The sequence below is a fragment of the Polynucleobacter sp. MWH-Adler-W8 genome, assembly GCF_001889925.1.
Taxonomy (GTDB): Bacteria; Pseudomonadota; Gammaproteobacteria; order Burkholderiales; family Burkholderiaceae; genus Polynucleobacter.
In genome coordinates this window covers 174,086-188,202 of sequence record NZ_LZFI01000005.1, presented here as the reverse complement: position 1 = coordinate 188,202, position 14,117 = coordinate 174,086, and the positions used below count along the sequence as shown (strand labels likewise).

The 14,117-nt window shown below is 45.8% G+C and carries 16 protein-coding genes; 7 read left to right on the top strand and 9 right to left on the bottom strand.

What is annotated here, in order from left to right:
- Positions 1-10 precede the first annotated feature (10 nt).
- Together AOC28_RS07710 and AOC28_RS07705 are read left to right on the top strand one after the other, a co-directional pair.
- Positions 11-868, top strand: a complete 858-nt coding sequence (locus tag AOC28_RS07710; protein ID WP_083564267.1) for an ATP-binding protein — start codon at positions 11-13, stop codon at positions 866-868.
- Positions 869-878: 10 nt separating this feature from the next.
- Positions 879-1,295, top strand: a complete 417-nt coding sequence (locus AOC28_RS07705; protein ID WP_072583380.1) for an NUDIX domain-containing protein — start codon at positions 879-881, stop codon at positions 1,293-1,295.
- On the opposite strand, the gene zapD is transcribed toward AOC28_RS07705, so the two are convergent.
- The 6 genes from zapD to AOC28_RS07675 are packed head-to-tail and all read right to left on the bottom strand — an operon-like array spanning position 1,292 to position 6,602.
- Positions 1,292-2,044, bottom strand: coding sequence for a cell division protein ZapD (gene zapD, locus AOC28_RS07700; RefSeq protein ID WP_072583379.1), 753 nt, complete (start codon positions 2,042-2,044; stop codon positions 1,292-1,294). The genes AOC28_RS07705 and zapD overlap by 4 nt on opposite strands.
- Positions 2,045-2,055: 11 nt before the next feature.
- Positions 2,056-2,742 (bottom strand): dephospho-CoA kinase, encoded by a 687-nt coding sequence (coaE, locus tag AOC28_RS07695; RefSeq protein ID WP_083564266.1) that lies wholly within the window; start codon positions 2,740-2,742, stop codon positions 2,056-2,058.
- Positions 2,697-3,197, bottom strand: coding sequence for an A24 family peptidase (locus tag AOC28_RS07690; RefSeq protein WP_072583378.1), 501 nt, complete (start codon positions 3,195-3,197; stop codon positions 2,697-2,699). The genes coaE and AOC28_RS07690 overlap by 46 nt, the downstream gene beginning before the upstream one ends.
- On the bottom strand, positions 3,197-4,243 hold the full coding sequence (locus tag AOC28_RS07685; RefSeq protein ID WP_072583377.1) for a type II secretion system F family protein: 1,047 nt from the start codon (positions 4,241-4,243) through the stop codon (positions 3,197-3,199). Before AOC28_RS07685 ends, AOC28_RS07690 begins: the two co-directional genes overlap by 1 nt.
- Positions 4,234-5,313: a GspE/PulE family protein gene (locus AOC28_RS07680; protein WP_072583376.1), complete on the bottom strand. Its 1,080-nt coding sequence runs from the start codon at positions 5,311-5,313 to the stop codon at positions 4,234-4,236. The genes AOC28_RS07685 and AOC28_RS07680 overlap by 10 nt, the downstream gene beginning before the upstream one ends.
- The gene (locus AOC28_RS07675) at positions 5,310-6,602 is read right to left on the bottom strand and encodes a CNNM domain-containing protein (protein WP_072583375.1); all 1,293 of its coding nucleotides are present in this window, start codon (positions 6,600-6,602) and stop codon (positions 5,310-5,312) included. The genes AOC28_RS07680 and AOC28_RS07675 overlap by 4 nt, the downstream gene beginning before the upstream one ends.
- A 118-nt stretch (positions 6,603-6,720) precedes the next feature.
- Between AOC28_RS07675 and AOC28_RS07670 the strand changes: the two genes are divergently transcribed.
- Positions 6,721-7,233 (top strand): methylated-DNA--[protein]-cysteine S-methyltransferase, encoded by a 513-nt coding sequence (locus AOC28_RS07670; RefSeq protein ID WP_072583374.1) that lies wholly within the window; start codon positions 6,721-6,723, stop codon positions 7,231-7,233.
- A gap of 6 nt (positions 7,234-7,239) precedes the next feature.
- On the opposite strand, the gene AOC28_RS07665 is transcribed toward AOC28_RS07670, so the two are convergent.
- Positions 7,240-8,214 (bottom strand): squalene/phytoene synthase family protein, encoded by a 975-nt coding sequence (locus tag AOC28_RS07665; protein WP_202816838.1) that lies wholly within the window; start codon positions 8,212-8,214, stop codon positions 7,240-7,242.
- A 118-nt stretch (positions 8,215-8,332) separates the two neighbouring features.
- Here AOC28_RS07665 and AOC28_RS07660 point away from each other — a divergent pair, with 118 nt between their 5' ends.
- Positions 8,333-9,748 carry a sodium:solute symporter family protein gene (locus AOC28_RS07660; RefSeq protein ID WP_072583444.1) on the top strand — a complete coding sequence of 472 codons (1,416 nt, stop codon included), beginning with the start codon at positions 8,333-8,335 and terminating at the stop codon, positions 9,746-9,748.
- A gap of 105 nt (positions 9,749-9,853) precedes the next feature.
- The gene (locus AOC28_RS07655) at positions 9,854-10,873 is read left to right on the top strand and encodes a 2-dehydropantoate 2-reductase (RefSeq protein WP_072583373.1); all 1,020 of its coding nucleotides are present in this window, start codon (positions 9,854-9,856) and stop codon (positions 10,871-10,873) included.
- A gap of 85 nt (positions 10,874-10,958) precedes the next feature.
- On the opposite strand, the gene AOC28_RS07650 is transcribed toward AOC28_RS07655, so the two are convergent.
- Positions 10,959-11,726, bottom strand: coding sequence for a fumarylacetoacetate hydrolase family protein (locus tag AOC28_RS07650; RefSeq protein WP_072583372.1), 768 nt, complete (start codon positions 11,724-11,726; stop codon positions 10,959-10,961).
- A gap of 56 nt (positions 11,727-11,782) precedes the next feature.
- Between AOC28_RS07650 and AOC28_RS07645 the strand changes: the two genes are divergently transcribed.
- The gene (locus AOC28_RS07645; RefSeq protein ID WP_072583371.1) at positions 11,783-12,718 is read left to right on the top strand and encodes a glycine/sarcosine/betaine reductase selenoprotein B family protein; all 936 of its coding nucleotides are present in this window, start codon (positions 11,783-11,785) and stop codon (positions 12,716-12,718) included.
- Here the strand turns inward: AOC28_RS07645 and AOC28_RS07640 are convergent.
- The gene (locus AOC28_RS07640; protein ID WP_072583370.1) at positions 12,715-13,719 is read right to left on the bottom strand and encodes a polyprenyl synthetase family protein; all 1,005 of its coding nucleotides are present in this window, start codon (positions 13,717-13,719) and stop codon (positions 12,715-12,717) included. The genes AOC28_RS07645 and AOC28_RS07640 overlap by 4 nt on opposite strands.
- 75 nt (positions 13,720-13,794) lie before the next feature.
- Here AOC28_RS07640 and rplU point away from each other — a divergent pair, with 75 nt between their 5' ends.
- The gene (rplU, locus tag AOC28_RS07635) at positions 13,795-14,106 is read left to right on the top strand and encodes a 50S ribosomal protein L21 (RefSeq protein ID WP_011902040.1); all 312 of its coding nucleotides are present in this window, start codon (positions 13,795-13,797) and stop codon (positions 14,104-14,106) included.
- The last annotated feature ends 11 nt before the right edge of the window (positions 14,107-14,117 follow it).

The following is a 14,117-nucleotide window of genomic DNA, read 5'->3' as shown; positions in this document are numbered from 1 at the left end:
TATCCGAAATATGAATGAAAAATTAGACCGTCTTTTAGACCATCTTGACACTTTTTTACCGAAGTCCTTGAATGAGGAGCAGTGGAAATCTTCTACTGCATATAGATGGCGTCGACGCGATAGCATCTTTGGCAGCATTGGGTTTTTGCAGCCCGTAAAGCATGTTGCTGATATTACTTTTGAGGATTTGCAGAATATTGATCGGCAGCGTGACGCCATCCGCGATAACACCAAAAACTTTATTCAGAAAAAGCCAGCTAATAATATTTTGTTGACTGGCGCCAGGGGAACTGGAAAGTCCTCATTGATCAAAGCGAGCTTGCATGAGTTTGCCAGCCAAGGCTTGCGGCTAGTTGAGGTTGAGAAAGAGCATTTGGCTGATTTAGCAGACATTACCGAGCTTTTGGCTGAGCGTCCAGAGCGCTTCATTATTTTTTGCGATGACCTCTCCTTTGAGGAAGGTGAATCCGGCTATAAGGCCATGAAATCAGCCTTAGATGGCTCTGTTTCTGCGCAAGTCGACAATATTTTGATTTACGCCACTTCTAATCGCCGTCATTTATTGCCAGAGTATATGAAGGATAACGAGACATACGTTCATAACGACGATGGTGAAATTCACCCTGGTGAAGTGGTTGAAGAAAAGATTTCTTTATCAGAGCGCTTTGGTCTTTGGTTGTCTTTTTACCCGCCAAAACAAGATGAGTATTTGGCGATCGTGGCGCATTGGTTGCAGCATTTTGGTTTAAGTGCTGCGCAAATTGAAGCGGCGCGTTCAGAAGCTTTGGTCTGGGCATTGGAGCGTGGCTCACGCTCAGGTCGCGTTGCTTGGCAATTCGCTAAGCATTGGGCTGGTTCAAAAGCTTAAGATCTTTTTGATGAGTGAAATCAAGCGCCCAGTTACTGAAGTGGCAGCAGGAATCTTGCTGGATTCTGATGGCCGCTATCTTTTAGGGCAGAGACCTGAAGGCAAACCCTACGCTGGTTATTGGGAAGTTCCAGGCGGAAAAATCGAAAAAGGGGAAACGGTTTTCGAGGCGCTGAAGCGTGAACTTCAAGAGGAGCTCGGCATTGATATTCAATCAAGTGAAGAACTTACTATTCTGGAGCATGATTACCCGCATGCCTATGTTCGCTTACATGTGAGCATTATTCGCGATTGGAGAGGGGTTCCCAAAGGTTGTGAGAATCAAGCCTTATCGTGGGAGTTGCTTGCTGCCGAAAAGCCCAGTGTTGAACCCTTGTTGCCGGCCGCCTGGCCCATGCTAGAAAGGCTAAGAGCCCTTTTGACTTAAAACTGGCAGAGGGTGAGTTTGAATGGCACGTCAGCACTTACCAACTGTGCTTTTTTATCGCGTTCGGACTTTAAGAAGCGAACTGAGAGTAAATATTTATTTGCGCTAATTTCAGAAAACAAAGCATCATCTTCTACGGCAATACGCATTAACTGATACACCTTGCCAGATGGAGCTTGCTGAAAAGATCCATTGTGCGCAACCACATCTTTAGCCTCGCCTGATTGACGTAACAGTCGTAAAAATAATTGGCATGCCTCATGCCATGGCAAGAGCGGCCCAACATATTTTTCAAGCAACTCACGTCGCTCAGATGATGGACTATTTTTCCAGGCATGATAGCTAGGCAAATCAATTGGACTGGTACCGCCTGGAATATTTAATCTGGTGCGAATCGCATTTAACCATTCACTTTCAGTAATCACAGAGTTGGGTCTGCCGGTTGATTGATTAATACTGCTAGCCACGGAATCAATTTCTGAAAGAGTTTGTGTCAGCGCCTCTTGATCAACCTTTTGTGACGACTTCAATCCATTAAGCGCATATTTTTGACGCTCAAATTCTTTGAGTAGTAAAGACTTGATGTCACCGCGTGCACCGATGTCACCAAGATCAAATAAAACAGAGATGGCATTGTGGTGCAATTCTGGGTCATCAGAGCGGACAAAGTGGTTGAAGCGGGCGAACAAATACTCCAGTCGAAGCATGCTTCGAACTAATTCGTTAAAGGGGTATTCGTAGACAATCACAAGCCCATATTCTATGACGAACTGGTTCGATCTTTCTGAATCTGTAAGATTTTTTCGTTCAACTTTAAAACTTCAGTTTTTAAGTTCTCAAGAGAGCCCTGATTCTCAATGACCATATCCGCCCTGGTAATACGCTCTTCTCTGCTGGCTTGAGCCTTCAGAATTCTCTCTACCTCGTTTTGGGGTAATTTGCTGCGCTGCATCACACGTTCAATTTGAGTTTCTTCTAGACAGTCCACTACTACGAGGTAATCCAAAAGGGATGCCCAATTGCCAGATTCAATCAACAGGGGCACTACAAAAACAAGGTAAGGCGCCTTATCTTCTATGAGCTGTTTGGCTTGCCGAATGGTTTCTTCCCGTATAAGGGGGTGGGTGATTGCTTCCAGAGACTTTCTAGCTTCGGGATTGGCAAAGACCAATGTACGCATCTTGACTCTATCTAGCGCTCCGCTTGAATCAACAAACTCAGAGCCAAATTGCTTTTGAATGCAGGGGATAGCCACTCCATTTGGGGCGGTGATCTGATGAGCGATGAGATCGGTGTCGACAATGCCTGCGCCCAGTTGAGCGAGCTGATCGCTCACAGCGGTCTTTCCTGAGCCAATGCCACCAGTAAGACCTACAAAGGGTACATGCCCTTTGAGGATGCCTAGACCAGCTTGCTCAGAAGGAGGGTTTGTAGGGTTTGTGGCCATAACAACTCAATAATGCCAGCAATAGCTAGAAAAGGGCCAAACGGAAAAGCTGAGCGATGACTTTGTTTGTTCCACTGCAGCCAGATAATGCCGCCAATCAGTCCAGTCAGGGATGCCATTAGCAAAATACTGGGTAATGCAAACCAGCCAAGCCAAGCACCCAAGGCTGCCAATAGTTTGGCATCACCCATTCCAATCCCATCTTGCTTTTTGACCGTCCGATAAAGAAGGTTGAGGAGCCAAAGACAGGAGTAGCCTAGGATCGCTCCAATAATTGCGTCTTGAGAAGAAATAAAGCGTTGATTTGAAAGGCTATTAAATAAGAGGCCCAGCAAGATGAGCGGTAAGGTGATGACATCAGGCAAACGAAAGGTGCGCAAATCGTAATACGCTAAGTACACCAAGATCGCTATCAGGGATATTCGGATCCAGTCGAGCAAAACAAAATTACCCATTAAACAATCTGTCCTAGGTTAAAGATGGGGAGATATAAGATTATGACCAGACTTCCAATAATGAGTCCAACGATAATGATTAACAGGGGCTCCAAGCTTTGGCTTAGGGTATTTAAGCGACTGCTTAATTGAGAGCCCAATATCGATGCGCGCTTTTGCAGCATTTCAGCGAGCGCACCACTTTCAGATCCTATTCGTAAGAGCTGCAATGTTTCCTGATCAAATAGTAGGTGCTTGGGATCTGCTTTTGTTATGGCATCTCCGAGTGACCAGCCGCGAGTGAGGTGTTTGAATATATCAGCGCTGAAATCATGGCTGAGCCAGTGGTTGGATGATTGTGCGGTAACCCTCAATGCATCTGGAAGGGGTAATCCAGACTTTAGGAGATGACCTAATGTCCGACACCAGTAAGTAAGCGTTGCCAATCTGAGAAGCTGGCCAATCATGGGTATAGAGAAGCTCAGTCGATCGCAATATTTTTGAATTTTGGGGATCCTAGACCAAGCAAGGCTAAAGAGCGCAGCAAAGCCAATGAGGGCTATCACTATTTCAAGGTATAACGCTTCAAACCATGAGGATGCCTGAATTAACACTTTAGTCGGGGCTGGCAACTCGGCTTGAAAATGAGCAAAAACATCCTTAAAGACTGGCACGACCCAAATCATCATCACTATCACTAGAAGGCAAGAGCTAGTAAGAGTGATGGCTGGATAACTCATTGCCTGTTGAATTTTTCGACGCAATTCAATTTGAGCTTCAAGTTGCTGGCAGATGGTTTTTAGCGCCAGATGAAAGTCACCAGTACGCTCACTGACGCGTATGAGATTAATAAATTCCATAGAAAATAGATTTTCTTGAGCGCGCAAGCATTGAGAAAAACTTTCACCCTTTTTGAGCTGGGTGTGAATGCTAGTCACCCAAGGAATCCAGGCCTTTGGGGCGGTTGAATAAATAAGTTCAATCGCATTGAGGAGTGGTAGGCCTGCCTCTAGCAATGTTACAAGTTGCTCGGCAAAATGAAGTTGATTCTGCTTACTTAATGCCATGTGCCCACTTCTGCATCTAGGACTGCTTGATTAATAAGGCCTGATTGCATATGAATTAATCCGGCATCTCGCATGCTGAGGTATGAAGTAGACGAGTTAAACAAATGGGTTTTGCTTAGTACTTCATGAACCCCAATACGCCCAAGGTAGCCACTGCCTTTGCAGAATGAACATGGCACGTTATTTTTGATCTTAAATCCAAGACATTGTGCGCAAGTTTTGCGCACGAGACGCTGTGAGCTGACGCTTAAGAGACAGGACTCCAGAGATTGTTGATCTACTCCTAGATGGCCAAGTCTAGGAACTGCCCCACAAGCATTGCGGGTATGCAAGGTGCTAAGAACGAGATGTCCAGTTTGTGCCGCCTGAATAGCAAGCTGAGCTGTAGCGGCATCTCGGATTTCTCCAATCATGATGACATCCGGATCTTGTCGAAGAAGGGCGCGAATGATCGTTGGAAAATCCAACCCTGCCCGCGGGTGATAGGCCACTTGGTTGACTCCAGCAAGACGAATTTCAATGGGATCTTCTATTGAGCAAAGATTGCGATGATTTTGATTGAGCTCACGCAGGCAGCTATAGAGCGTTCGAGTCTTGCCGCTCCCAGTCGGCCCAGTCACTAAAATCAGCCCGTTGGATTGAGCAAGGGCTTGATGGAATATCTCGAGTTGTTCCGAGAGCAGCCCAATATCTTGAAGATCAAGCTCTTCTATACAACTGGGCAGTATGCGAACAACCGCCTTTTCCCCATGAAGAGTTGGCAAGATTGAAACCCGGCAATCAATATTGGGCTTGGAAAAGTTATGGCCAATGCCAAGCCGTCCATCTTGCGGCAGGCGTTTTTCTGCAATATCTAAGCGCGCCAGAACTTTGATGCGTGTGATGAGGCGATCGTGAAATTCAATCGGGTAATGCGACTGTATTTGTAGCAGGCCATCTACCCGAATACGAATGAGTGTGGATTGGGCCCCAGCCTCTATATGAATATCACTCGCTCTAGCATCTAGGGCATATGTAGCGATTTCATACCAAGTGCGAATGATCAGTGAGTCATCAGTGGTAATGCTCAATCTTGTTCTGGAGTCCGAATGGCGGGACGATAAAGCTTCACTGTTTTAACACCATGCTCGTCAAATTGAACAATTTCCATGACGATGCCAGCAATGCGAATGCTGACATCATGATCGGGGATGGCCTCGAGTTTTTCGAGAATGAGTCCATTTAAGGTGCGTGGACCATTTAAAGGGAGACTAAGGTTGAGTAAGCGATTCAGATCTCGTAGTGAGGCTCCACCTGTTGCTAGATAGGTTCCGTTCGGGAGCCAATGAGGATCAGTTGAGAGGTTGGAGAAAGAGGTTGTAAATTCACCAATGAGCTCTTCCACGATATCTTCAAAAGTCACTAGCCCTAGAACTTCACCATATTCATTTACAACCAAACTTAAGCGTTGTTGGTTATCTTGGAAAAATTGCATTTGCTGCAATACGGGGGTACTGCTTGGAATGAAATAGGGCTCATTCAATAGCACCTTAAAGTCTTCATGCTTAAGGTCGGTATCACCCAGCAAAGACAAGGCCTTTTTTACAGAAAGGATTCCGACAATACGCTCAGAGTCACCATCGCAAACGGGTAATTTATTGTGATAGCAAGTCTCCAATTGTTGGACCACTTCATCAATAGGTCTTGAGAGGTCCAAAATCTCAATCTTGGACCTGGGTGTCATCACATCATCAACGGTAATGTTTTCCAAGTTGAACAGGTTGAGCAGGATGTTGCGATGATGATTGGAGACAAAACGATTTGACTCCAAAACAAGGCTGCGTAACTCTTCTTTACTCATAGCCCTGCTATCAGAAGAGGATTGCAGGCCAGATACCTTCATAAGACCAGAAACAAAGTTATTGATAAACCAAAGCAGCGGTTTCAATACAAATGTGAGGGGCAAAATAAACCAGCCAACATTGGAGGCAATCTTTTCTGGAAAAGCGGCACCAATGACCTTCGGGGTAATCTCGCTAAAAATAATGATGAGTAGGGCGACAACTAAAGTAGCAATTGAGAGTACGAGACCGCTATCACCAAAAATATGCAGAGCAATCCCCGTAACCAGGATAGGAAGAACGGTATTGATCAGGTTGTTCGAAATCAGTAGCACTGACAACAAGGAGTCAATGCGCTTTAGGAGTCTCTCAGCTAGCGCTGCACCGGCATTGCCACCATTGGCCATTGCACGTAGACGGTGACGATTGGAGGACAGCATGCTGGTTTCTGCCATCGAGAAAAAACCAGAGAGTGCAAGTAAAAATAGGACTAGAGTAACTTGGCTGTAAAGCGGCCAATCGTCAAAAAAGGTGTCCATGAGGTCTGCCTGAAAAAAGTAAGGATGAGTCAATATAGCAAAGTGGCATTTCTCAAGCTATAGCCATGGAATAAAGGTCTGTCATCCCTCTTGTTTATTTATGTGAGAATCACTTGATATGGCTTCCATACCAACCCCTTTGAGCTCAAATGGCGCTAACTACTGTGTTATTGCAGCACCTTTCGGGTGTCTGGGCATTTCGACGGAAATGGTGGAGGGTAGCCTGATGCTTTCTAGAATGGATTATTTGCCAGCCAACACGGTTTTAATCGCTCCACAGAATCAACTGGCTAAAGAGGTTGCGCGGCAGTGTAAGGCTTACTTTCAGGACCCTCATTGGCAATTTGACTTACCCACAAAACCTGCGGGTACTGAGCATCAAAGAAAAGTGTGGGCTAGCATTCAAGATATACCTGCTGGTAAAACAAGAACCTATGGTGATGTAGCTAAAAAGATCAAGAGTGGGGCGCGTGCAGTAGGTACAGCGTGCGGTGCTAATCCCTACCCTCTAATAGCGCCTTGCCATCGAGTGGTGTCTGCTCAAGGTATTGGTGGCTTTATGAAAGAAAACTCCCCAGGCCTGTATCGCCAAATCAAGCTTTGGCTTTTAAGGCATGAAGGTGCTTTGTAGGTTTGCTTATCTAGCGAGTGATTTGCTGCTAAGACTGAAAAAAATCTTCATCACCACATCGCTTTTAACGGCCCACTTTGTAAAGCCATAGAAACTCATGACGGTGTTTCTGGAAAGTTTTACTTCATCTTTGCTATCGAATTCTTTGCGATCTGCAACCTTTGACAGAGTCATTACCGCTAAGCCAAAAGCCAAGAAGCAAAAACGTCTCATGCCCTGTTCCTGTTTAGGAATCAACAGAATGTAATGCAGAGATTCCTGGAGCTTTTTATAGGCCAGCCTTAGAAGTGCTTCATGACTAACATTGATTGGCTTCCAGGAGACCCCACGAGCCTTATCCTCTGGTGAGTCTTTAAGAATATTGGTCATTTGTAGCGCTTGACCAAATGCGATTGCCAAATTTTCATGCCCCGCCATTTTTTCTTTGAAGGCTTGAGAATGATTGCTAAAGATAGTTGTTAGCAGTTCGCCGACTACACCTGCCACGACATAGCAATATTGTTCAAACTCAGCAAGATCTTGAAGGCCGGCTTGGTTTTGTCTTCCATGGAAAAAAGACATTCCTTCAGACATGATGGAAACGCAACGACTGACTGCTGCTTGATCCTGGGTAGAGCAGGTATGCAAAATTCGCAGAACAGTAGGTGTATGAGAAATTAAATCCAACTCATCTTGATTGCTGTAATTTTTTAATGCATTGAGGCAAGGCGCAACAAATGTCTCAACTGGAGCCTTCTCAAGCACTGCATCTACAAATAGCGCCGAAAGAGCTTGCTTGCTCTGTGGGCTTAAATCTGCGGCATCCTCTATAGTGTCAATAATGCGGCACAGCAAATAGGTGTTGCCGACTACCTTTTCGATGCTTAGGGGTAGAAGGGGGATGGTAAGGGCAAAAGTACGTGAGACGGAACCCAGAATAGCCTTTTGGTAGGCCAGATCGGCTGATGGACTGAATGTCGGGATTTGTTCGGGTGTTTTCACTCTTGAATTATGTCAGACCGATGCTCAACTTGGAGTGATCCAAATTGGTACTTTTTGCTAACTGCCAAAAGTGACATAGCCATATAATTTCATCAAATTTCACAAGGAGTATTTGGGCGTGCTAATTTGGTTTGTCATTATTTACTGGGTTATCTCAGTCGGCATTGGCTTATGGGCAGCCCTAAGAGTCAAAAATACTGCTGACTTTGCTGCGGCTGGTCATAGCCTGCCTTTGCCTATTGTTACCGCTACCGTATTTGCGACCTGGTTTGGCTCTGAAACTGTTTTAGGAATTCCGGCCACTTTTTTAAAAGAAGGATTGGGGGGAGTGGTTGCAGATCCCTTTGGCTCCTCTCTTTGTTTAATTTTGGTGGGACTCTTTTTTGCTCGCCATCTTTATAACCGTCGCATGCTCACTATCGGTGATTTTTTTCGCGAGAAGTATGGCCGCACAGTTGAGGTTTTAGTAACCCTTTGTATTGTTGTTTCTTACTTGGGTTGGGTTGCTGCGCAAATTAAAGCTCTGGGCCTGGTATTTAATGTTGTGTCTGAAGGAAGCATTTCTCAGACGGGCGGCATGATGATTGGTGCCGCTAGTGTATTGATCTACACCTTATTTGGCGGAATGTGGTCGGTTGCTATTACGGACTTCATTCAGATGATCATTATTGTGGTCGGCATGCTCTATATCGGTGGTGAGATGACTTCGCAGACTGGCGGTATAGGCGTGGTGATTGAGCATGCAGCCGCTGCTGGCCAATTTAGTAACTTCTGGCCGGATATGAATTTAGCCTCAATCTTGGGCTTCGTTGCCGCCTTGTGCACCATGATGCTGGGATCTATTCCGCAGCAAGATGTCTTTCAGCGAATTACCTCATCTAAGAATGTGAACATTGCTGTCCAAGCAGCTCTGCTGGGTGGCGTGCTCTATTTTATTTTTGCTTTTGTGCCGATGTATTTGGCTTACTCGGCAACCTTAATTAGCCCGGATTTGGTCAAGGAATATCTCTCCACCGATCCACAGATGATCTTGCCTAAGCTAATTCTCAACCATGCCCCACTCATTGCCCAAGTGATGTTCTTTGGCGCACTCCTCTCGGCTATTAAGAGCTGTGCCAGCGCTACCTTATTGGCGCCATCGGTAACCTTTGCTGAAAATATTGTGCGAGGTTTTTTCAAGCATTTATCTGATCATGATTTGTTAAAGGTCATGCGGATTACGGTTTTGTGTTTTGCTGTGGTGGTCACTTTCTTTGCGGTGAACTCGGAGCTTTCTATTTTTAAGATGGTAGAGAGCGCCTATAAAGTGACGCTGGTTGCCGCCTTTGTGCCATTGGCGTTTGGGGTGTACTGGCCTAGAGCTAACTCCTTGGGGGGATTATTGGCTGTAGTTGGAGGTTTAACCATCTGGATTAGTTGTGAGATGTTGGCTCCGAATGCCATTTTACCGCCCCAATTAGCCGGTCTATTTGCCAGCATTGTCGGCATGATTTTGGGAAGCCTGGTACCAAAAGACTCATTAAAAGCCGTTTAGAGCATCATTTGCTTAAAAATAATGCAAATAAGAAAATGTTGCACCGCAAAATATTCTCCTCTAATATGATAGTAATACAAAATTTTTTATTCTTATGGAGTTCCCATGAAAATCTGTGTGATCGGCGGGGGTGGCGCTATTGGCGGCTACTTAGCTGTCATGTTGGCGCGAGCGGGCAATGAGGTAACGGTTGTTGCGCGCGGTGCTACTTTGGCCGCAATTAAAGAGCGTGGTCTGGCTTTAATTATGGATGACCAACCAGAGCCTTTGGTTGCCCAAGTTAAAGCGGTGGAAAAAATTGGTGATGCCGAAACTCCTGATGTTGTGATTCTTGCGGTGAAGGCTCATCAAGTGGAGCCGATCATTGATGATTTGGCGGCCATCATGGGTCCCAAAACTATTTTGATCCCAATGCAGAACGGAATTCCTTGGTGGTATTTCCAGAAGTTAAGCGGCGAGTATCAAGATCATGCAGTAGAAACGGTAGATGCTGGTGGTGTTGCTAAGAATGCCATAAACCCAGACAACATTATTGGTTGCGTCGTTTATCCAGCAACCTTTACGCAGGCTCCCGGTGTCATTCGTCACGTTGAAGGTAATCGCTTCCCACTGGGTGAGTTGGACGGCAAGACTACTGAGCGCATTCAGAAGATATCGGAGATGATGGGCTCAGCTGGATTTAAGTCTCCAATTTTGGATGACATTCGTTCGGAGATCTGGCTCAAGCTTTGGGGCAATATGACTTTCAATCCAATTAGCTCTCTGACGCATGGAACCTTGGAAGGCATCTGCCAATACCCATTGACCAAAGAGTTGGCTCGCAACATGATGGCCGAAGCGCAGACGATTGCCGAGAAGTTGGGCGTGACTTTCCGTGTAGATATCGAGCGTCGTATCGCTGGCGCTGAAAAAGTGGGTAAGCACAAAACCTCGATGTTGCAAGACTTGGAAGCGGGCCGTAGCTTGGAGATTGATGCTTTGTTAGGGTCGGTGATTGAGTTAGGCAAGATCACCCAAACCCCAACACCTTGCTTAAATACTGTATTTGCTTTGACTAAGTACTTGGATGAAAACGTTCAGGCTTCTAAGGGAAGTTTGGCATTGCCATCGGTATCGGGCTACTAAAAAAGTAAAGTTTCTCCATATAAAAAACCCTTGCTACTGAACATAGCAAGGGTTTTTGTTTTAGCGCTAGAAGTTATTCGAAGTATTACTCGAAGCGATTATCTAGTTGGCCAACGCCATCAATAATGATGCTGACATTGCTGCCAGGCTTCATGGAACCAACGCCAACGGAAGTGCCACAGGCAATGATGTCTCCAGCTTCAAGCGGTACATCATGGGAAATCAGACTCACTAATTTTTCGGGCGCGAAAATCATATCCGCAATCGGATAGTTTTGACGCTCTTGATCATTGAGAATGGTTTTGATCGTTAGCTTACTCGGATCTACATCGGTAGTGATGTAAGGGCCGAATACGCCAAAGGTATTAAAGCTCTTAGAGCGAGTCCACTGTGCATAACCAGGGTCGCGGTTCAGGATTTCAATGGCGGTGACATCGTTGATGCAGGTGTAGCCAAAGATGGCTTTAGCTGCTTCCGCCTCATCTACTTCATGACAGCGTTTGCCGATCACAATACCAAGCTCCCCTTCATAAACGACTTTTCCGGAATAGGACTTGGGAGTTCGAATCACTTGGTTGGCTGCCAAGAAGGAGTTGTTACCTTTGAGAAAGTACAAAGGCTCTGTAGGTACGGCATGCTCAAGCTTCGTTACTAGTGCATGGAAGTTATCGACCATGGCAACCATCTTAGAAGGGGTGCATGGGATGTCAATCGTTACATCAGCAAGATTGAGCGATTCACCAGTGGGCTTAGGAGCTTTAAATAAATCACCTTCATACACTGCAATTTGGTCGCCCTCTACTTGCCCTAAACCACCTTTTCCTTGATGCTGAAATCTAAGCCACTGAGCCATAATGAGTTCCTATGATGTTAAATATTTGATATGCAATATCTTACAGGGATGAATTGATGTCTAAGGCTTCTGAGCTCATATTTGCACCAGAACAGGATCAGCCGATTCGCTATATAGATCGAACCCGCAGTTACTACTTGGGTTTGGGTTATGAGCATCCTTATGTATGGGCTCACTACGTTGATGTGCCATTTACTCCGCTGAAAAAGCCACTTGCACAATCTGTCTTGGGTCTCATTACTACCGCCGTTCCTCATGACCCCAGTAAAGGACCTCAAGGCCAGGGCGCTCCTTACAATGCTGCAGCCAAGTTTTATCAGCCCTATCAACAGTCGAGCGAAGGAAGTATCGATTTACGAATTGCCCATGTGGGGGTTGATCGCAAGAATGCCAATATGGAAGACGGTAATTGCTGGTTCCCACTGGACGCTGCTAAACGAGCGCTTACAGCTGGAAGGATAGGTGCGGTTTCAGAAAACTTCTATGGTTTACCGACCAATCGGAGTCAGCGCCACACACTAGAGGTTGATGCTCCTCGCATTTTAGAAATGCTGAAAGCTGATGGTGTGGATGTGGCGGTATTAATTCCGAATTGTCCAATATGTCATCAGAGCCAAAGTTTATTAGCGCGTTATTTAGAGACTGCAGGAATTTCAACAGTCGTGATGGGCGCCGCTAAAGATATCGTTGAGTATTGCGGAGTGCCGCGGTTCTTATTTAGTGATTTTCCCTTGGGTAATGCCGCCGCAAAACCAAATGACGTTTCTTCACAAGATTTAAATTTTGAGTTGGCCTTGCGGCTTTTAGAGTCAGCTCCTGCAGCCCGCACAACGGTTCAATCACCATTGGTATGGTCGGAAGATCCATCGTGGAAATTGGATTATTCCAATCTAGAGCAGTTATCACCGCAAGAAATTGCACGTTTGCGTGAAGAGGCGGAACAGGTGCGAATGACTGCGCGTGAACTCAGATTGAATACTTTGGGAACTTAAGTTTGTCTCGTAAGAGAGTAGGCACACAGAGCTTCTAATGCAGCACTGGCTTCGTTTGACGGGAAGTCTTTTAGGCAGGCCAAAGCGAGATCTGCTTCACGTTTTGCTGCAGCTTGGGTGTAATCTAGAGCGCCAGAATTTTGGACGGCGGCAAGGATTTGCGCAAACACATCATCTGGTAAATCTTGGTTTTGCTCAATTGCTGCGCGTACCAAAAGACGTTCTTCGTTACTACCATTCTCTAGTAAGTAAATCAGTGGCAGCGTAGGCTTACCTTCGCGTAAATCATCCCCAGCATTTTTTCCCATCTGTGCAGCATTAGCGGTGTAGTCCAGTAAGTCATCCATTAACTGAAAAGCCGTACCGATGTGACGTCCAAATGCAGCGGCTTGTTCCCGTTGTGTATCGGTGGCATTAGCTAAGATGGCGCCTAGCTCAGTAGAGGCCTCAAAAAGCTTGGCTGTTTTGTAGCGAATGACCTGCAAATAACTTGCTTCATCCACTTCTGGGTCATTCATATTGAGAAGTTGCAAAACTTCGCCTTCGGCAATCGTGTTGGTTGCGTCTGACAAAATTTGCATGACTCGAAGGTCATTTGGGCCAACCATCATTTGGAAGGCTCGGGAATATAAGAAGTCGCCCACTAGAACGCTGGCCGCATTGCCAAAAGCGGCATTGGCAGTCTCACGACCTCTTCTGAGAGTGGATTCATCCACCACATCGTCATGAAGCAGGGTGGCTGTATGGATGAATTCGACTACAGCCGACATTTCTAGGGTGTGGGGTGTTTCTTTACCATTGGCTAAGGCTTTGGCTACCAACATCAGTAGGGCAGGCCTGACCCGCTTGCCGCCAGCCTGGATGATATAGCTCGAGATTTGGTCAATTAAGGCGACTTTTGAGGCTAAACGCTGACGGATAACCTCGTCTAAGGCCTTGAAATCTAAGGCAATTGGGGCCAGAATTTGGCTTAAGTCATTGGTTTTGACAGTGCTCGTCATGCAAGATATAATAATCGGCTTAGCTGGTCCAGGGTGGATTAGCTTGAATGTAGATATTAATTGAGGTTTCAAACCATGTACGCGGTCATAAAAACCGGTGGCAAACAATATAAAGTTGCTGCAGGCGAAAAATTGAAAATAGAACAGATACCAGCGGAAATCGGCAGCGAAATCACTCTTGACCAAGTCCTCGCCGTTGGCGAAGGCGCTTCACTGAAATTAGGTGATCCATTGGTTAATGGTGCAGCTGTGATGGCCACTGTCGTCTCCCAGGGACGTCACGATAAAGTGACAATCTTTAAGATGCGCCGTCGCAAGCATTATCAAAAGCACCAAGGCCATCGTCAGAATTTCACTGAAATTTTGATCAACACGATTAAAGCCTAATTCAGGGTAGG